At 53.1% G+C, this 18,848-nt stretch carries 14 protein-coding genes; all 14 read right to left on the bottom strand.

The genetic code is table 11. From position 1 onward, the window contains the following. Window positions 1-91: 91 nt before the first annotated feature. On the bottom strand, window positions 92-568 hold the full coding sequence (locus tag WH37_RS03025) for a hypothetical protein (RefSeq protein WP_046229083.1): 477 nt from the start codon (window positions 566-568) through the stop codon (window positions 92-94). A gap of 5 nt (window positions 569-573) precedes the next feature. Beyond that, the gene (locus tag WH37_RS33290) at window positions 574-6,768 is read right to left on the bottom strand and encodes an RHS repeat-associated core domain-containing protein (protein ID WP_052736772.1); all 6,195 of its coding nucleotides are present in this window, start codon (window positions 6,766-6,768) and stop codon (window positions 574-576) included. 33 nt (window positions 6,769-6,801) lie between these two features. Continuing rightward, a complete protein-coding gene (locus WH37_RS03015) occupies window positions 6,802-7,209 on the bottom strand; it encodes a DUF4280 domain-containing protein (RefSeq protein WP_046229082.1) in 408 nt (135 codons plus the stop codon). Then, window positions 7,206-7,775 carry a hypothetical protein gene (locus WH37_RS03010; protein ID WP_052736771.1) on the bottom strand — a complete coding sequence of 190 codons (570 nt, stop codon included), beginning with the start codon at window positions 7,773-7,775 and terminating at the stop codon, window positions 7,206-7,208. The genes WH37_RS03015 and WH37_RS03010 overlap by 4 nt, the downstream gene beginning before the upstream one ends. Further along, on the bottom strand, window positions 7,772-8,917 hold the full coding sequence (locus tag WH37_RS03005; protein WP_052736770.1) for a pentapeptide repeat-containing protein: 1,146 nt from the start codon (window positions 8,915-8,917) through the stop codon (window positions 7,772-7,774). The genes WH37_RS03010 and WH37_RS03005 overlap by 4 nt, the downstream gene beginning before the upstream one ends. Before the next feature lie 110 nt (window positions 8,918-9,027). Continuing rightward, complete coding sequence (locus WH37_RS03000) at window positions 9,028-10,455, bottom strand: phage baseplate assembly protein V (protein ID WP_046229081.1); 1,428 nt, start codon at window positions 10,453-10,455, stop codon at window positions 9,028-9,030. Then, window positions 10,452-11,084 carry a hypothetical protein gene (locus tag WH37_RS02995; RefSeq protein ID WP_143088552.1) on the bottom strand — a complete coding sequence of 211 codons (633 nt, stop codon included), beginning with the start codon at window positions 11,082-11,084 and terminating at the stop codon, window positions 10,452-10,454. Before WH37_RS02995 ends, WH37_RS03000 begins: the two co-directional genes overlap by 4 nt. A 481-nt stretch (window positions 11,085-11,565) precedes the next feature. Then, on the bottom strand, window positions 11,566-13,137 hold the full coding sequence (locus WH37_RS02990; protein ID WP_231594098.1) for a 2-isopropylmalate synthase: 1,572 nt from the start codon (window positions 13,135-13,137) through the stop codon (window positions 11,566-11,568). Window positions 13,138-13,698: 561 nt separating this feature from the next. Beyond that, complete coding sequence (locus WH37_RS35295) at window positions 13,699-13,845, bottom strand: hypothetical protein (RefSeq protein ID WP_156182209.1); 147 nt, start codon at window positions 13,843-13,845, stop codon at window positions 13,699-13,701. 700 nt (window positions 13,846-14,545) lie between these two features. Further along, complete coding sequence (gene tsaD / locus WH37_RS02980) at window positions 14,546-15,622, bottom strand: tRNA (adenosine(37)-N6)-threonylcarbamoyltransferase complex transferase subunit TsaD (RefSeq protein ID WP_414811804.1); 1,077 nt, start codon at window positions 15,620-15,622, stop codon at window positions 14,546-14,548. 5 nt (window positions 15,623-15,627) lie between these two features. Next, window positions 15,628-16,125: a ribosomal protein S18-alanine N-acetyltransferase gene (rimI, locus tag WH37_RS02975; RefSeq protein ID WP_046229078.1), complete on the bottom strand. Its 498-nt coding sequence runs from the start codon at window positions 16,123-16,125 to the stop codon at window positions 15,628-15,630. Further along, the gene (gene tsaB / locus WH37_RS02970) at window positions 16,122-17,129 is read right to left on the bottom strand and encodes a tRNA (adenosine(37)-N6)-threonylcarbamoyltransferase complex dimerization subunit type 1 TsaB (protein ID WP_052736769.1); all 1,008 of its coding nucleotides are present in this window, start codon (window positions 17,127-17,129) and stop codon (window positions 16,122-16,124) included. Before tsaB ends, rimI begins: the two co-directional genes overlap by 4 nt. Beyond that, a complete protein-coding gene (tsaE, locus tag WH37_RS02965) occupies window positions 17,122-17,619 on the bottom strand; it encodes a tRNA (adenosine(37)-N6)-threonylcarbamoyltransferase complex ATPase subunit type 1 TsaE (RefSeq protein WP_046229077.1) in 498 nt (165 codons plus the stop codon). The genes tsaB and tsaE overlap by 8 nt, the downstream gene beginning before the upstream one ends. A gap of 15 nt (window positions 17,620-17,634) precedes the next feature. Then, complete coding sequence (locus WH37_RS02960; protein ID WP_046229076.1) at window positions 17,635-18,837, bottom strand: thiamine-phosphate kinase; 1,203 nt, start codon at window positions 18,835-18,837, stop codon at window positions 17,635-17,637. Window positions 18,838-18,848 lie beyond the last annotated feature (11 nt).

Raw genomic sequence — 18,848 nt, 5'->3', positions numbered from 1 at the left:
TTTTAATCGGGCTCAATCTAAAAGTTAGTGCTTGACAGTCCAAGATCATTGTCATTAAATTTTTGGCTGAAAAGAATTATCATCTTTACAACTACAACGGTAAATTCTTCTTAAGGAATAGATACCATTCTTCAGAATCAGCATTCGGTACTAACTCACCGTATTGGGGACCGAATACATAATTGGCCAGAAAATCACTTACAGATCCTAGGTCTCTCCCTTCAGTATCAGGTTCTTCTTGATTGAATAGGTATACTTGTCCAGATTCTTTATTAATTACTACCGGTTCATATAAAACCTGTCCAATTTCAATCCATTTTTCTTCTGCTCCAGAGAAATCAGATATACGAAATTGATGCTTTGATAACTCTCCAAATGACCACAGGTCGAACATTCCACATCGTGCACCATCAGCTTCCCTTAAAAAATCATAATATGCTTTAAGATAATCGTTATCTGTAATAATTTTTGTATTACCTTCATTTATTTCAGCATAGATTATACTTTCGGGCTCATCCAGCAAATTTCCTCTCAACTTTCTAATAATAGATAGTAATTTTTCGTCCATTTTTCTTACCCTCCCATATCAATTTTAATTTTAATTTTTGTACCTGTAGGCAAGTCTCGAATCTGCGGTCTAATTTGCTTAACACCTATATGCCAGTTCGTAAATGTATCTAAAAATTTTAAATTCTTAACAGTATCAGGCCCACCTAATTGTAATTCCCAAACATGATCCGGCTGCATATCACTAGTTATTCTTTTAATTAATTTTTTAGCAAAAACAGGATTTCCCTTGCCGTATTGATTCCATATTCTCTTTATCATGTCTTGTCGATATTGTTTTGTAATATTAGGGTCTCTAGATACAGGATTTTGAGCTTTGTATAATAAACCTTGATCCCCTAGTTCTTTTAATTTTTTTGCCTTTCTTTCAAATTCGTTTTTAGGCATTTTTTTATCATACTTAAGAGTAATTACTACAGCTTTATCTTTAGCCTTCCCCTTGGAGCACTCACTCATTGCCTCTAATCCAAACGGATCAATCAAACTCACCGGATCGCCATTCACATACCCAAACCGGTTAAAGGTCTGCCCTTCTACAATGCTTCCGCGCAGCACATCCCGGTTCAAAAACCGCTTGATGCCAGTATGGTAATACCGCGCCCGCATGTAGTAAAGGCCGTTCGGATCGGTCATGACGCCGTCCCGTCCATTATAGCAAAACGGCTGCCGCGTTGTCCCTTCGTGATGCTCCCGCTCCCCATACAATCCGTACGTGTATCGGTCTGTCACGCGCCCGTTCTCATCCGACAGAAGCGTCGTACTGCCGCGCAAATCATAGTGATAGCTCTGATAGCGGCCCATGCTGTCTTCGCGACCGATAAGCCCTTCCGCTCCATACACAAAATAAGCCTTCGTCTCGCCGCGCCCATCCTGTTCTAACAGCACCCGGCTCAGCTCTTCCACCTGATCCGTCACATAATGTGTCGTCTGTCCGCGCCATGTCACCGACATGCGCACTTGCTCGGCATCGTAGGTGTAGCTGGTTCGTCCAGCCTGCGTCAGACGATTCCGCGCATCGTACCGATATGTCGCTGTCTCTGCCTGAACATCCTTCTCCAGCACCATGGGCAAAACGAGCAAATTCCCGTCCGCATCATATACGACGTCCTTGCCGTTCACTGTGGCAAGACGATTATCCTGCGCATAGCTCATCGCTGTCGCAGCCAGCGGCGCTTCGCCCGCTTCTGTCAGGTTGCCGCCGAGGTCGTAGCTGTACCACAGCTTGCGTCCCGGCATCGCTCCGCTCACAAGGCGGCGCAAATTATCGTAGGTGTACTGCTTTTCTTCCTCTTCCACCAGTTGGCCCAGCTCATTGTATGTCATGCGATACTGCTGTAACATGACGCCCTGTCGGTTAATATCCCACAGCCGCACCAACTGGCCCTGTGCATCATAGCTTCGCTGCTCTATACTTCCATTCGGACGCTCGGTTCGTACCAGCCTGCCGTTCACATCATAGCTGTAACGGGTCACACGTCCACGCCAGTCCTTCACCTGCGTCATCTGGCCTGCAAGATCATACGAATACGTTACTTGCTTGCCGTCTGGGTAAGTCATGACCCGCAAATTTCCGGCTTCATCATAGGCGTAGCGAATCGTCTGGCCATTGCTGTCCTGACAGGAGGTGAGGCGCCCCAAAATGTCGAATGTTCGCCGCTTCACGCGCCCTTCTTCTTCTACCCGAATAACATTCCCGTCGATATTATAGCTGAGGCCAATTTGCCCCGCTTCATCCTTTATGGATTTCAATTGGCCTGCGGCATCATAGCCATACGCTGCCTGCTGGCCTCGCGCATTCGCCCTTCCCTTCAGCCAGCCGCGATTGTCATACGAGAAGCGCAGCACCTCGCCTGTCGCAGTCTCTTCCTGCTCCAGCAGACCACTGCGGTCATACGACAGCTTCGTTTCATTGCCATTCGCATCGGTATAGCTCGTAATTTGCCCTTCGCCGTCATAGCTCTGGCGATACGTCGCTTCGTCATGCTCCATGACCTCCGTGATTCGGGCCGCCGCATCGTAAGCAAACGTCGTCTGCTGCTCGTTCGCGTTTTCCTTCACGGCAATCTGTCCCGCTTTGTTAAAACGGTAACGCGTCGCTTGGCCAAGCGCATTGATTTCCGCCACCCGATTGCCTGCCGCGTCATAATCGAGCTGCGTGATTTGTACTCCGCTGGCATCCCACATGGCGTTGACCCGGCCCAGCCCATCATAGCCAAAACGCTCCGTCCTTCCGAGCGCATCCGTAACGGCGACCAAATTGTCCGCTGCATCCCACTCATACTGTGTCTGCCCGCCGCGCGCATCCGTCCGCGCCACCAGCCGTTCCTCGGCATCATAACGATAGGCGGTCACCTGTCCGAGCGCATCCTTTTCACGCTCCAGCAAGCCATTCGCATTGTATACATAGACGATTGTCGCACCAGAAGGCAGCGTCTCCAGCGTCTTTCGATCAAACGCATCATAGCCAAAAGCATATACCCGTTTCAACGGATCGATAACTTTGACTAAATTATCATTTGCATCATACTCGCGTAATATGGTTCCTCCTGACGGATAGCCCAGACTGGCAACCCGCCCCGACAGGTCATATTCCACGACCATCATACGCTCTTCGCCGTCTTTTATTTGCAGTACGCGCCCATCCGGGCCGTAGGCATACGAGGTCGTTACACCATTAAAATCGACGTAGCTTTCTCGCTGTCCGTTCGCATTGTACGTCATTTTCGCTACTGCGCCATCCGCGCGAATGATTTCAGCTAGTCGCCCGCCACTATCATAGGCATAAGCGGTCGTCCGCCCTTCCTCATCCGTTTCACTAACGAGCAGCCCCTGCTCGTCGTAAACGTAGCTCGTGACATGGCCTAGCGCATCCGTCATGCTAATCAGCTGCCCGTAGTCGTCATAGGCCATCGCAACTGCGCTGCCATCCGCCTGCGTTTCCGATATCAGCTTACCCTGCGCGTTGTATGCCAGCTGAACGAGACTGCCGTCCTTCTGGACGATCTCCACCAATTGAAGCTGATCATCATGCACCAGCACTTCAACCGCGCCCAGTCGATCGATTGCCGTCGTAATCGTGTAGCCAAAGCGGCTTTCCACATCATAGTCCAAATACGCGATGGCGCCGGATGCATCCGACTGGCTCGTAATGCGGCCAAACTCATCAAACGTATTCTCGTATTGGATCGCTCCGCCTACACTCATCCGCTCCAGCTTGCCATTCCAGTGGTAGCCGATATCCGTCTCATTGCCATTCGCATCGATATAACGCGTCATTTGATGGGAGGCATTATATTGCATCCGAATGATTCGCTTGCCCTCACTCACGCGGCTGAGCAGTCCTTGCGTATCGTAAGTCAGCTTCAGCGCTTGCCGCGTAATAGCATCCGTTAAGCTGGCGAGCCGTCCCTGCGCATCATAACGCATCTCCAGTGCCTGCCCATGAGCATTCACCCATTTCAATGCCTGACCTGCCGGATTAAAATAAATCCGCTCCTGCGTTTCACGCTGCCACAGCACATATCCTTCCGGCTCCTGCCGCAGTTCCTCGCCAAGCACATCGGTATCCGCACTCCGATAAACTCCGTCTGCCTGTCTTACAAAACGGTTGCGGCGGCTTTTCGTCCGCCAGACCGTAATGCCGAGCGGATTAGCCTCGGCAACAGACTGCTTCGCAAGCAGCACCTTATCAAGCGCAGCTTCTGCCTCCTTGCTTGCCACACGATCGGCTTCCACTGCCGCCGCATCCGCTTCATCTTCCTCAAACGTAAGAGCCAGCTCAAAGTTATGCGTCCATACGGCGCCCATCGCTCCGCCCGTTTCCAGCAGCGAATGGTAATGCATCTCGAAGGTCCAAGTGTCCGCGCCATAAAGCTTGAGCGCGGGATGGATAATAAATTGCCCGCCTGAGCCAGCATGGATCGGGTCATTTTTACAGCTGCGCTTATCCGCCTTGCTCGGATCTTTTTTGGCAGATTCCTTTTTCGCCTTCTTCTGCTTTTCCTGATTCATTTTCTTCGACGGCTTGTTCTGGCTTTTATTACTGTCCTTGCTCTTGCTATTGCCCTTCGCCTTCCCTGAGCTTTTCCCTTTGCCTTTCCCGCGTTTTCCGCCCCTTTTCTTGCCTCCGCCGAGATAGGACAAATACGCTAGATTTTCAAGCCCGGTCTTCTCCAAAACATAATCCAAAGCCATATCTCCGGCAAAATCAAGCGCCTGCTCGACGCCCGGCAGCTTCATCACCTTCTTGAGCTTCTGCACCTGCTCCAGCTTGTCCAAATTGCTGCCGACCTTGCGCGCTGCCGTCAGCACCTTGCCGTCTACCGCCTTAATACCGGTCACCATCTGCTTCGTGAAAGCCGATGTGGACTTAAACGCCTTTTGCGCCGCACTCAGCGTCTTGCCGGCAGTCTTGGCGGCATCCGCGGCCTTCATCATCGCCTTGCCGGCTTTGGCGGCATTTTTCGCCATTCTCGCTCCCTTGAGCGCTGGCCCTGCTCCCGGCACAATACAGGACGCCATAGACATCGCCGCGCCTAGATAGTCGCCGCGTCCAACAGAAATCGCCGCATTTGCCACGTTCGCGACTACGCCAAGCCCCGGCACACAGCCCGCGATATCCAGCCCGACCTGCACGACATCGAGCAGCGTGCCGAGCCAGCCGCCTTTTTTCTTCGGCTCCTCCGGCTCTGGAGGCGGCGGCTCGGGCAGCGGTACAGGCAGCACTTCCTCCTCATTGAGATCCTCTACAACGACGGGAGCAAAATACGTGCCGACCAGCAGCAGTTCGTCGGCAAGCACATCCGTGTCTCCGTCCATCACGATGCTGCTGTTGCCGCAGACGAGATACAGCCCTTCCTGCGCCGTAATCTCCAGATTTGTTTCCGAGGAAAGCTCAATCGGCTCCTCCGATTTAATCGCAATCGCCGTATCGCTGCGAATTTCAATGCCATTCTCCTCATGCAGCTGAATGAACAGCACGCCTTCCTGGGCAATAAGCGAAAGCTCCTGCCCGGCGAGCTTCATTTCCTTGCCATACGGAGTCGTCCATGATTTGACGCTGGAATCCGCCATTTTAGGGGAGTCCTGCCCACTCTTGCGCACCGAGCTGAGCGCCATCGCCTCCCCTTCCTGACGGCTCGGAAAATATACCTGCACCGCGTCGCCCTGCTCAGGCATGCAGTGCATGCCGCTCCCGTCCTCCGATGCATAGACCGATGCGTACGGAAGCCAGCTTGCTTCCTCCTGCTTTTGCTCCGCATCCACATCGAGCTGAACGCGCACAGCCGCGTTTTTCACCTCAAGAATTCGCCCTTCCAGCGCTGCGCCTACGACCTGCTCATTAAACAGCTCGCTTTGGCGAATGCCGGACGGGGGCAGCAGCTTATAGGTGAAGAGGAGCAGCGCCTGCCGCAGCTCCGCCTCTACCTCAGCAACAGCCAGCTCGCGCCCCTTTACCTCTACCCGATCGCCGATTTGCAGCACCTGCTCGCTGACGACCTCATAGCCGAGAAAATCCTGCTCGCTTAAAGCTTCGCCCTCGCCTAGAGCAGCCGCCTTTCGATAGGGCGACAGTGTTTTTGCAATTGTATAGGCATGCAGTGGCAGCTCCACAAGCCGCCCTTCGCCTAAGCCGAACCAGAACTTAGGCGATGCAGCGGCAGCCTCCGGCACGAGAACAGCCCCAAAGCGCGAGGCCATACGCTTCAAAAAAGCCCAATCCGTCTCCTCATACTGCAGCGTCAGCTCGCCCAGCTTTTCATTATGCGCCGCTTCGTTAATCGTATCGGCCTTCGGATAAGCCGCCAGCACCGTCTTCAGCAGCTCTTCATATTTCATTTCCCCATGCTGGAAGGAGCGCGTGTTGCGCTCTAGATCCATGCTGCTCGTATGCGACAGCACCGTAAGCTCGAACGTATACACACTGCGGACCGCTCGCACCAGAAAATTCGCGACCGTCCCGCTGAACAAAATCCGCACCATGCCGCCCTGCTCATCCACCTGATGCAGCTCGACCTGATCCTGCTCGCTGACGAGCTGCAAATCCTGATCCTCCCGTTCCTCGGGAAGGATGCCGCTCACCCATAGAAGGGCATGCTCATTGACGCGTTTTTCGATGCGCAGCCCTTGAATCTGCTGCACGGCATACGGCCATTGCAGTCGCAGCTGCTCATAGCCGATGGCCTTTTTTTCTGTGGACATTCCCGCCCCCTCCTTCCTCTGACGCCCGCATGCCTATACGCCCTGCCCGTCATCTTCAATTGAGATCGTGCCGCAGTACAGGCATGAATTTTTGGAGCAGCTGAGCAGCGCGGGGAGCCCGCCAACCTTCGTTTCCGTTTTGCCGTTCGTCCATGGCAGTGCAATAATCGGGGTACACGGCGCAATGCCGCCTGCCGCTACAACAGCCGGATTCGACTGGCTCATGCACCGTTCAAAAGGCATTATATTCGTCCCCAGCATATAATCGCCAATATTAAGCTGCGCTTGCTTTTGAATATAAACGCCGTGGCTAAGGGGCGTCTTGAGACGCATCCGCTTCGTGCCCCAATTGCAGGAAATAATCGCTCCGGCCACCACATAGCTCTCAGACGCCCCTTGGCCTGCTATAATATTTGCTGAACCGTTTCCATCACCGCTCATCCCCATCGCTCCTCTTCGGATAGTTGAAGCTGCACCTTCGTGAATCGAATGCCCGTTACTTCCCTGCGCAGCAGGCTTTCGGCCACACCAAGCTGCACGAGCGTCACATCCTCACGCAGGCCGCCAATTTTCAAAAACGGATGTTTGCCTGCTTTTGCCGGATCAACCACCAGCCGTTTACAGGTCCCATCTGGAAAAAATTCGGTTTGCGCAGCCAGGCAATGGACGAGCGGACGCTCCAGCAGCCAATACGACGCTTGTATGCCGCTCGCCGGATCGACAAGCACGACCGAACGAAACAATGCGCGCGGCGCATACTTTGCCAGCACCTCTTTCACCATGTCCGAGACGAGCGGCGCCGGCTTCTGGATAAAATCGACGGCAACAGCCCGCTTCTGCTCCACCAGCCGCAGCGGCGCTATACTTTGGGAGCTATCGGGTTTGAAAAACAACGCGCCTCCCTTAGGGCCAGCAAGTGCTTCCGTTAGCACTCCATCACTGTCCATCGGGCGCATTGCATCGACTATTCGCTGATCCTGCATCATGACGAACAAGCCCTTCCTCATGCTCCGTCCTCCTCGATCCAGATCGCCTGTGCCAGCTGCTCTTTGCTGAATGAAGCCCTGCTGCGGGCACTTGCACTAAACAATGCCTGCTCTATATTCGCTTGCTCGAATATCGCGCCATCCAGATTAGCCCCGATAAAGCTTGCTCCCTTCACATTTGCGAGCGTAAAATCAGCCCCGCTCAAATCCGCGCCATTAAACCGCAGCGGCACAAAGCCCGGATGCTCCCATACGAACGGATCGCGTTGTCCGCTTGGCCCGCAGCAATAGCTGAAATCCGCTCCCCGCAGCTCGCTTCCGCTAAAATCCGCTTCGCACAGCAGCGTGTAGCGAAAGCTCGCCTGCGTGAGCTTGCTAAAGCTCAGCTTAGCTCCGACTAGCGCTCCTCCTTCAAACGAGCTATGCGAAAGGTCGCTGCCGCGAAAATCGCTATACAGCGCCTGAATGCCCGCATAATGGCCACGGGCCAAATCCAGCCCTGCAAACACCTCATAGGTGTAGGCCAGCTCCTGCTTTTGCTCCAAGTAAGCGCGAATCTCGGCAGCCTCTTTTTGGCGAAAATCCTCCTTGTACACCGTCTCGCTCTGATCCATGTACTCGCCAGCGCGCACCTCGCATTCCACTTCCTTCGAGAGCTCCCTGTAAGCTTGCAGCTTCGCCGCCTCCGGCATTGCATAGCGGATTAAGCTAATGACGTAGCGATGCGCCTGCACCGCTGTCCTCAGCCGAATGGCCTCTGCCTGCAGCGCAGCCTCTGAATCTGGGAAGTAGCCCCTAGCCTCAGCTAGAAGCTCCTGCTCCAGTCCAGCCAGATCACGAAAAGCCCAGCTTGCATCGTAACTGCCAAAGCAGCTATTTTCATCCATATACCACGTTCGATCAGTTGCCTCCGCCAAATAAAGCGGGCTGCCCGCAAGCAGCTCCGTCCGCAGCAGCGAATAGGTGATATGCCCCAGCTTTCCTTGCAGTCCCTGCTGCTGCCTTCTCCTGATATGAAGGCATAGCTGCTCAAACGATTGAATGAACAGCTCCGCAAGCCGATCCCTGTGCGCTGTAAAATACCGCTCCAACGCCAGCAGCGCCCGCTGGCTAAGCTCTTCAGCCACCTGCTCCTCAAATAGCTCGAGCCGATTTTCCTGCATGAACCGCTCCCCTTTCACCGATCAATTGTCATTTCTCTTATGACTTCTCCCGTAAGCTCTCCCCTTGCGTGTGTAGGTTGGTTTATGCTGTGTTTGCATACTGTGCAACTTTAATTCGTCTTTAGCTCCTTGCCCTTAATCGTCGTATTGCCGTCCATCTTGATCAGGCTTTCCTTGCAGGTCAGGCTGATTTCATCCTTGGCGGAAATGAGCACCTTCTGCTGTGAATCAATGGCGATATCTTCCTCGGCCTTGATCGTAATTTTCTTTTTGCTCATAATTTCAATGCCGCCCTCATCACTGAGCCGGATGAACACTTCCCCATCCTTGCCGGTAATAATGATTTCCTCAGGTGTCATTTTCAGCTCTTTGCCTGCTGGCGTACGAAAAAACTTATGGTCGGGATTGCCCAGCTTGTTATGCTCGCCCTCCTCGACATTTTGCCGGACGGAGCTTGATGCAATGCCGTTCTCTTCCTTGCCGCTCGGAAAATACACCCTGACCTGGTCGCCCTTCTCCGGCATGCAGTACCAGCCCGTCCCCCCTTCCGCCGTATACACGGAGGAATAAGGGAACCAGTAAGCCGTGCCCGGGTCCTGCTTTTCATCAATATCCAGATGAATTTGCACGGTGTCCTTGGCTATCGCCAGCACCTTGCCTTGCAGTGAAGCTCCGGTGAGAGCCGAGGCATAGAGCGGCGGCTGGCTTAGCCCCCTGCCCGAACAGAGCAAGTAGCGATGCGACAGCATGCCTTCCTTCCACTGGCTGTGCATTTCACACACATAAAGCTGCTGCTTTTTGAAGGTGATGCATTGTCCCAAGTCCAGCAGCCACTGCGTCGTCTCAATCTCATAAAAAATAAAGTCCTGCTCCGTCACGCCCTGCATGCCGGTTTTGCACATCCGCCGGTAATGCAGCACATCCTTGCGCACGCTGTAGGGCATATCCTCCAGCTTTCCGGCAGCATCGCCATCCGGCGTTCCCAGAAATACTTTAGGCGAATGGAACATAGCCGACGGCATCAGGCCCGCCTGAAATCGTGAAGCCATTCGTTTGAGAAACGCCCAATCCGTCTCCTGATACTGCAAGGTGAACTTGCCCAGACTGGCCCCTTGCGTTGCGGTATCCAGCACATCCATGCCGGGATAGCTCGCAGCCATTTGATCAATGAGCGCCTTGTACGTCATACCCGTATCCTGATAGGAACGGGTATGCTTCTCCAGATCGAGCTGGCAAGTATGGGACAGCGCCTCTACCTTCAGCACATAAACATCGCGTACGGCCTTAACCTCAATGCGCTGCACCAAGCCGTAAAATAGCGGAGACAATCCACCTTCTTCATCCCGCTGGCTCACCTCAACCTCCGTCTCGGAGTCGGTCATTTCCACGTAGCTGTCCTTCAGCTCCTCCGACACAATGCCGGTAAACACCAGCTTCGCATGCTCATTGATTTTTTTCTCGACCGATAGAGACAGCATGTGGACAAGCTCGAATGGGGCAATCTGCACATTATGCGGGGCAATAATATTGGTACTCATAACCGATCACCTTCCTGTTCGGGCAGATGCCATTTAATCGAGGCCAGCATCGCTTCCCCGAGCTTTCTCCAGTCATCCATTTCCTCTTCCATGCAATTGAATGTACAGGCGATGGCCCTCCCATTCAGCTCAGCAAGCAGCATCAGATTGTACAGGTTGCAGTCCAGCGCAGGCGTCAAATAGGCGAAAAAAGCGACCGGCTTCCCGCCGACCTCCCGCATGCCTTCATGGAACCAACGCGCAGCAGGCTGCGAGCGCTTGAGTACGGCAAGCATCGTCCCGCTGAATTCCTCCACATCGTCAGGTTCAATCTCAAAGCCCGTCTGCTGGAAAGCGACGTTAATCGAGGTTTGCTCATTGGTGAAAATCAGCTTGGGCCGCCGCTCCGCAGGATATTTCAGCCTTGCCGTCTCCTCATCCATCACCGTAAACGCTTGCGACAGCACAATCGAAGCTTCCCCTCCAGGGATGAAGCGGCGTGCAAACTGGTGACGCTCCCCTTGAACGTGAAGCGTCATCCCTTCAAGCGATGGCGATGGCGAGTCCTCTCCCTTACGGTCCTTCTCTCGCTCCTCCTCGTCTCCTCCGAACAACATGGCAATGACCTTCTCATCCGCATACTTCATCACATGTCTCACTCCCGTTCATTTGCTGAGCTCCCGTACACAGACATTGCGGCCGTGCGCGCCCTTGTTTGGATAAAATTCCAACATTTTCTTATCCTATTTTTCTAATATCGGATGGAAAACTGCATAAATTTAGGTTATTAAGCAAATTAAAAGGAATCCTATAGGAAATTTTCATTTTTTACATCGAAAATGGTTATCCACAAAGTTGTCCACAATCCGTCGCAAATTGTTAGTAAATTCTGTCGACATTTTCCGACGCAAATAAAGGATTTGTAAACGTTAACGTAATAAATTTTTAATGCCGTCGATTTTTCAGAAAAATTATTCACATTATCCACAATTCCAGTGTAGATAAAGTGAAAAAATTATCCACTTTCCACGAACAGCCCATCCCCAGTCAAACCCTTGAATTTACGCACAAAAAAGGACTTATCCACAAAGCGTAATGCCCTGTGAATAAGTCCCTTTCCTAACCTCCGTATTAAATGACACTTTCTTCATTCGCCAGCTTATTGATTGTCAGCATCGCTTGATTGCATGCCGCCACATACGCCTGCGCAGCTGCATATACAATGTCGCTATGAATCGAAGTTCCACGATAGCGTTCGCCATTATTGACAATCGTTACAACCGCCTCGCCGTGTGCGTCCTCGCCTGTGGACAACGAATGGATTTCCAGATCCTCAAATTCTGCCGCAACGGGGATCGCTTGCTGAATACAGTGAATGACGGCTTCCAGAGGGCCATCGCCAGTTCCTGTATAAGAATGCTCAGTGCCCGCTTCATTTTCACGAATGGTCACGGTCGCAATACGGGATTTATGGCTGCCCGACAGCACCTGCAGATCAGACAGCATGTATGGGTCAGGTTGCGTGTCCGTCATTTCGCCAGCGATGCGAATCAGCTCATTATCCGTCACCAGCTTTTTCTCATCGGCTACCTGCTTGAAGCGATTGTACACATTGACCAGTTCCTCGCCTTCTACAGCGATGCCGTATTCCGACAGGCGGTGCTTGATCGCATGACGGCCGGAGTGTCTGCCCAGTACGATCATGCTGCGCGGAATGCCCATCGCTTCCGGGTCCATAATTTCATACGTATTGCGGTTTTTCAGCAGGCCATCCTGATGGATGCCCGATTCATGCTGGAACGCATTGCGGCCGACAATCGGCTTGTTATACGCAATCGGATAATGCATCGCCCGGCTGACCATCCGTGAAGTTTCGTAAATTTCGCTTTGCTGAATGCGCGTCTCCATTTGCAGCGCCGACTTGCGCGTCTCGATAATCATCGCAATTTCCTCCAGCGAGCAGTTGCCGGCGCGCTCTCCGACACCATTGACGGTAACCTCTACCTGCGTCGCACCTGCACGAATGGCCGCCAGGCTGTTGGCCGCCGCCATGCCCAGATCATTATGGCAATGGGTGCTGTAGCGAACTGTTTCTCCGCCTCTAGCCTGACGTCGTACCGAGCGGAACAAATCCTCGATTTCGTCTGGCATCGCATAGCCCAGCGTATCCGGCAGATTGATAATGGTCGCTCCCTCGGCAATAGCCGCCTCGACCAGCTCGACGACAAAATCGCGATCCGAACGCGTTGAATCCATCGCCGAAAATTCGATTTCCTCTACAAACTGCTTGCCGTAAGCGATCATTTCACGGGCAATTTGCACAACTTCCTTGCGCGTCTTGTTCAGCTGATGCAACAGATGAATGTCGGACGAAGAAATGAACAGATGCAGCCTTCTTCTTGCCGCATCCTGCGTCGCCTTGACCGCCGCATCAATATCGACCTTCATCGCGCGGGCAAAGCCGGCTATTTCAACATGCTGCAGCTCGCGGGAAATTTGCTGGATCGCTGCAAATTCGCCTGGACTGGAAATCGCAAAGCCCGGCTCGATGACGTCAATGCCCAGTTTTCCCAGCTGGCGGGCGATAATAATTTTACGCTCAGGATCGATGGAAGCGCCTGGAGATTGCTCGCCATCACGCAGCGTCGTATCAAAAATTTGAATTTTTTTCATTCCATTATTGGTCTCATTTATCGTTGTCATTATTATGACCTCCTGAAATTTTAGTTAACTACAGCTATAGCTGCAACCAAGGTGAAACGGCTGTCGCCATCCTTTGGCGGCGCGGCGCGTTTCATTCCGAGAAATATAGAGAAAGGATTGCGTTAGGACATCCTTTCCTATATTTCAAGCGTAAACGGCTGTCGCCATCCTTTGGCGGCGCGGCGCGTTTCATTCCGAGAAATATAGAGAAAGGATTGCGTTAGGACATCCTTTCCTATATTTCAAGCGTAAACGGCTGTCGCCATCCTTTGGCGGCGCGGCGCGTTTCATTCCGAGAAATATAGAGAAAGGATTGCGTTAGAACATCCTTTCCTATATTTCAAGGTGAAACGGCTGTCGCCATCCTCTGGCGGCAAAGCTACCGTTTCGAGGGTGAAATATAAGCCGATTATAAGGGTGAAACTTATAAATTCTTATATTTAAAAAAAGCCTGCCGTCTCTAATTGAAAGAGACGACAGGCTTTTCACCCACCGTGGTACCACTCTAATTGGCTGGACCCTGTATGCGCTTGGGCAGAAAAGCCCGATCGGCATCTCCTGTCACGCTGCTGCTGGATGGATAATCCCATACCTGCTGCATTCGCGCGGGTCCAAACCCGCTTGGTGCCCGATGACGGGGGCTGATTCCGTAACGATGTACGCATCATGCTCGCAGCTACTAACAGCCGCCTGCACCGATTGTTCCATCGTTCCGCTCCCAGGCGAGTTCGAACGTAAGCTTCGACTGCGTCGCACCATCCCGCAGCTCTCTGCAGCGCTTCCTTGTCTACAACGCAGCAGCTTTGTTATCCGCCTGCCGCGCCCCGTTCAAGGTTCCCGCTGTTTTCCCGCTTTACCGCCCTACTACTCCTGTTCCTTGCGTTTTCTGTATGTGATTTCAGCTTTTTGTGCTGGTTCATGTATGGCATTCTTACTTGCTTGCCTAATTGCTCGCTTGAAACTTTGAACTTCCAAACAACAAGAAAAGCCTGTCATCTCTTGAATAAATCAAGAGACGACAGGCTTATTATAATCCTGCGCGGTACCACCCTTGTTGACCTTCCACTTTGCTATTACAGCAAATGAGAATGCCCACCTTAGGCACATCATCAACTCCGGATGTTGATCGATGCGCACCCGATTACGGGGGTTAACCGTGACAGTGTAGTAAATCCGGCTATCCATGGTTAGCCAGCTGTTCCACTGTTCCGCTCCCAGGCGAGCTTCAGGCTTCCGTCGACTGCGTTGCACTAACCCGCAGCTCTCTGTTCATTCCGGGAATTGCCCTACTATTCCTGTTCCTTGCGTTTGCAGAATATGAAGTTCAAAGTATTGTTGCCTATTATAGGCCTTCAAAAATGAGATGTCAATCACAGCAACCCAAAAAAATTTTCGAGCAGCTGTTAGACTAGCCCTGCACCTGCGCTGCCATCCAGCCTTCGAGGCTGAAGCTCGGCTCGGCTTTAAGATCGAGCGACGAATATTCGCCGCGCTGCCATTTCAGGAAAGCGGCGGCTCCGATCATCGCCGCATTATCGGTGCACAGCGTCAGCGGCGGAATTAGCAGCGGCACGCCTTCCGCTTCGCAGCGGGAAGTCAGAGCTGCGCGCAGGCCGCGATTCGCCGCGACGCCTCCGCACAGCAGCAGCTGCTTGGCGCCATAGGCGCGAACGGCGCGAAGCGCTTTTTCAACGAGCACCTCAATGACAGATTCCTGAAAGCCCCGTGCCAGCGCTGCTTCATTGAGCGTATCCCCACGCATCTGCGTCTGATTAATAACAGCGAGCACTGCCGACTTCAAGCCGCTGAAGCTGAAATCATAGGAATCCGCCTCCAGCCATGCCCTTGGCAGCGCCAGCGCTTCCGATGCAACGGATGCCAGTCGGTCGATATGCGGCCCGCCCGGATAAGGCAGCTTGAGCGAACGGGCTACTTTGTCGTAAGCTTCCCCAACCGCATCGTCGCGCGTACGACCAATCATGCGGAAGGAGCCTTCATTTTCGAGCAGCACCAGTTCCGTGTGTCCACCAGAAACAACGAGTGCCATACACGGATATTCCAGCTCATGTACGAGCTGGTTAGCGTAAATATGCCCCGCAATATGATGGGTGCCAATTAAGGGCAGATCGAGCGCCATCGCCAGCGTTTTGGCTGCTACGATACCAACGAGCAGTGCGCCGACTAATCCCGGACCCTGCGTCACCGCAATTGCGGACAAATCCTTCAGCTTCATGCCCGATTCAGCAATAGCCTGCTCAATCATCAGCGTAATGACCTCTACATGCTTGCGTGAGGCAATTTCCGGCACAACGCCGCCAAAGCGCTGATGAACCTCGATTTGACTCGAAATGACGTTCGATAATATATGTTTTCCATCCTGAATGACGGCAACGGATGTTTCATCACAGCTCGTCTCGATGGCAAGAATAAGGCCTGACTTGCTTTCATTTGCCGCTGTCGCCGTTTCCTGTTGTTGTATGCTCAATGCTCCTACCCCTCTTCCCGGACGCCTAAGCTGTTTGTATCAAGCTCCGCCCACATAATGAGCGCATCCTCTTGATTATCCGAATAATAGCCGGGACGGATGCCTGACGATTCAAAACCCAGACTGCGGTACAGCCGCTGCGCCACCTCGTTGGATACCCGGACCTCCAGCGTCATTTTGTTCGCACCGAAAAATACCGCCGTCCGCTGAAGCTCGCTCAGCAGCAGCTTGCCCAGTCCTTGTCCGCGATGATCGGAACGAACCGCTACATTCGTCACATGCGCCTCGTCCACGATAACCCACATGCCCGCATATCCGATAACTTCCTTCTCGTATTCCATCACCATATATTTGGCAAACATATTATTCGTCAATTCATTGGTAAAAGCTTCAGCTGTCCATGGGCCCGTGAAGGCCTCCTGCTCGATCGCCACAATAAACGGTATGTCCTTCAACGTCATTGACCGATAAATAATCTCATCCCGATTGATTTCCCTCATCATGGCTCCGCATCCTTTACTTGAGCCGCATCCACATCGGCAATTATTACAGCCTTTAGAGAAGCCGATTGAGCGGCGGCCCATTCAGCTTCCTTTTCAGCCTTTAGAGCAGCTTCTTTCTCCTGCAGCTTAACCTCCGCCTCATGCAGCTGTGTATAGTTTGGCGCAAGCGTATGCCTATCATCTGTATCACCTGCAAGCAGGCGTTTCCGCCCCAGCTCGGCTATCGCCCGGCCTTCCAGCTCATAAGGAAACAGGCTGACCGCTACACCCGCTTCTGCACAGCCTTCCACAAGCCGCTGCGCCTCCGCCTCATGGAGCTTTAGATCGCCAGTGATGTAAATTTTAGTAACATATCCAGCTGGATCATGGGCAGGCTTAAGCTCAGCCTGCTCTTGCTCCTCTTCTTGCTGCCTATTCCGGTTGCGCTTCTTGGCTTGCTCCTGAACTTGCTCCAATAACTGATCTACCCAATCCCGCATCAGCCTGATTCCATCCGCCGCCTGGCGTTCCCATTGCCCGCCTTGTACATGGGAGAAGCTTGCCGTATATACTTGGCCGCGCCTTGCATCCATGATAGGAATAAACCATGCCGCCATCTTATTTATGCTATTGTCTGCCGAATGATTGTGCTGCGGCACTGTTGAAATCATAGCATCGGTTTGTTTTAATCGCTCACATGCCCCGTAAGCAATCGCTTCAAGGCTGGATAGCGCTACTAACGGCTTATCCCAAGTCCAAGCGAGCGTCTTCGCTGCCGTTACCGCAATTCGCATGCCCGTGTAAGAGCCTGGGCCGCCGCCTACAGCGATGCCGCCAAGTGTCTCCTTGCTTACACCACAATCTTCAAGCAGCTGCTTTAAATGTGTAATAATATAAACGGAGTGATTGCGCTCCGCAAAAGATTGAATTTCACCAATAACCTGCTCACCTTGAATAACAGCCGCCGCAAGGGCAGCCGTCGAGGTATCAAATGCTAATATGGGCTGTTCCGCCTGCTCAACCATTTTGCTTCCCTACTTCCCTGTCATTCAAAGACTGGCACCAGCCTGCATAGGTTTCTCCGATGCCTTTCAGCCGAATTAACCGCTCCTCGCCGCCTGTATGCTCCAAATACAGCTCTAAGCGCTCCTCAGGCAATAGCTCTTCGATCAAGCTTGCCCATTCCACAATCGTCACGCCGCTGCCATAAAAATATTCGTCAAGTCCCAGCTCGTCCGCTTCCTCAAGGGATACGCGATAAACATCCATATGATAAAAGGGCATTTCTGCGCCTTCATATTCTTTGATAATCGTAAAAGTCGGACTATTTACTATGCCTTGCACGCCAATCGCTTTGGCAAAAAACTGCGAAAATGCCGTTTTCCCAGCACCAAGATCGCCGTCAAGCGCCAGCAGCGTGCCGGGTTTTGCCCATGAAGCAATAAGCGTAGCGAGTTCTTCCGTATCCTGTGTGCTGATGGCCCGCCACTGTGCTTCTCCAATCGCTGTTTGCATCTTATTCACCCAATTTCATTTCTTAAAATGATTATAGCCTCGCTTGGCAAGAGGCATACGTTTGGCAGCGGCGCTGCCCGCCTTCGTCGCTTTGGCTGACAACGACAGCTCCAGCTCCACTGAAGGCGCCCCGTGCTTCACCTCGCCAACAATATAAAATGGCAAGCCTTCAGCTCGGAATGCTTCCTGGGCTGCCTGCACATCAGCGGCTTGCATTGTGCCTAGCAGCACATAATCCTCGCCGCCATAAAGCATCCACTCAAGCGGATCGATTCCGACATCCGCCGCATACGCAGCCATACTGCCGCTGCGTGGAAGCAAATCTTCCTTAAGCACAAGGCAGCACTGCGAGGCTTCGGCAATTTCCCATGCTTCACTGGCAAGTCCGTCGCTGACATCATTAAGGGAATGGCAGCTACCACGCTCAAGCAGCAAACGTCCTGCACGCACAGAAGGTGCAGGGCGGCAATGCGCCCCTATAAGTGCTGCCGCTCCACGCACCTCTTCGTGCTGCGCTTGATTTGAAACGCCCGCAGAGCTTGCCGCTTGCAAATCCCCAGCAGGCTGTGTCCCACTGGCATCACTAGCGTCACTAGCTCCGCCCGTTTCGCCCGATTCTACTGCCTCGCGCGCCGTCTGCTCTTGCCGCTCCTGCTTCCGCGCGAGCAGCAAATGCAGGCCCGCCGCCGACAGACCGACGGCTCCGGTCAGTACAACCGCGTCTCCGGGCTTCGCCCCGGATCGGCGCAAAGCCCGCCCAGCTTCGACGGCTCCCGTCACCGTCACCGCAACAACCAAGTGCTGCGGCGAAGACGTCGTATCGCCGCCAACAATTGCGACGCCGTAATCCGCGGCGCACGCATAAAGCCCATCATAGAGCCGGGCTATACGCTCCGGCCCATATGCCGCTGGCACGCTCACGGACACGAGCGCATGCCGCGGCACACCGCCCATTGCCGCGATATCGCTTACGTTCGCGGCAAGCGCCTTATACCCGATATCCTCATCCGTCATCGTGTATGCATTAAAGTGCACCGTCTCCACCATCGTGTCGACGGACATCAGCAGCTCCAGCGGCCCTTCCAGCTCATCCGCCATCGCCGCAGGAGCAATGATGGCCGTATCATCGCCAATGCCGAGCGTCACGCCTCTTTGCTGCTGCCAATCGGCCGGCTGCCTGCCCGCCGTCCAATGGCTGATGCTTGCAAACTCATCCAAAGCTTAAACCC

Origin of the sequence: Paenibacillus algorifonticola (genome assembly GCF_000971975.1) — a bacterium.
Taxonomy (GTDB): Bacteria; Bacillota; Bacilli; order Paenibacillales; family Paenibacillaceae; genus Pristimantibacillus; species Pristimantibacillus algorifonticola.
Note: the sequence above shows the minus strand (reverse complement) of the source record. Positions and strands in the feature narration are given on the sequence as shown.

Bases quoted from the DNA above. Each gene is read 5' to 3' on its own strand.
- WH37_RS03025 (WP_046229083.1), bottom strand. From the start codon at position 568: ATGGACGAAAAATTACTATCTATTATTAGAAAGTTGAGAGGAAATTTG.
- WH37_RS33290 (WP_052736772.1), bottom strand. From the start codon at position 6,768: ATGTCCACAGAAAAAAAGGCCATCGGCTATGAGCAGCTGCGACTGCAA.
- WH37_RS03015 (WP_046229082.1), bottom strand. From the start codon at position 7,209: ATGAGCGGTGATGGAAACGGTTCAGCAAATATTATAGCAGGCCAAGGG.
- WH37_RS03010 (WP_052736771.1), bottom strand. From the start codon at position 7,775: ATGAGGAAGGGCTTGTTCGTCATGATGCAGGATCAGCGAATAGTCGAT.
- WH37_RS03005 (WP_052736770.1), bottom strand. From the start codon at position 8,917: ATGCAGGAAAATCGGCTCGAGCTATTTGAGGAGCAGGTGGCTGAAGAG.
- WH37_RS03000 (WP_046229081.1), bottom strand. From the start codon at position 10,455: ATGAGTACCAATATTATTGCCCCGCATAATGTGCAGATTGCCCCATTC.
- WH37_RS02990 (WP_231594098.1), bottom strand. From the start codon at position 13,137: ATGACAACGATAAATGAGACCAATAATGGAATGAAAAAAATTCAAATT.
- WH37_RS35295 (WP_156182209.1), bottom strand. From the start codon at position 13,845: ATGGAACAATCGGTGCAGGCGGCTGTTAGTAGCTGCGAGCATGATGCG.
- rimI (WP_046229078.1), bottom strand. From the start codon at position 16,125: ATGATGAGGGAAATCAATCGGGATGAGATTATTTATCGGTCAATGACG.
- tsaB (WP_052736769.1), bottom strand. From the start codon at position 17,129: ATGGTTGAGCAGGCGGAACAGCCCATATTAGCATTTGATACCTCGACG.
- tsaE (WP_046229077.1), bottom strand. From the start codon at position 17,619: ATGCAAACAGCGATTGGAGAAGCACAGTGGCGGGCCATCAGCACACAG.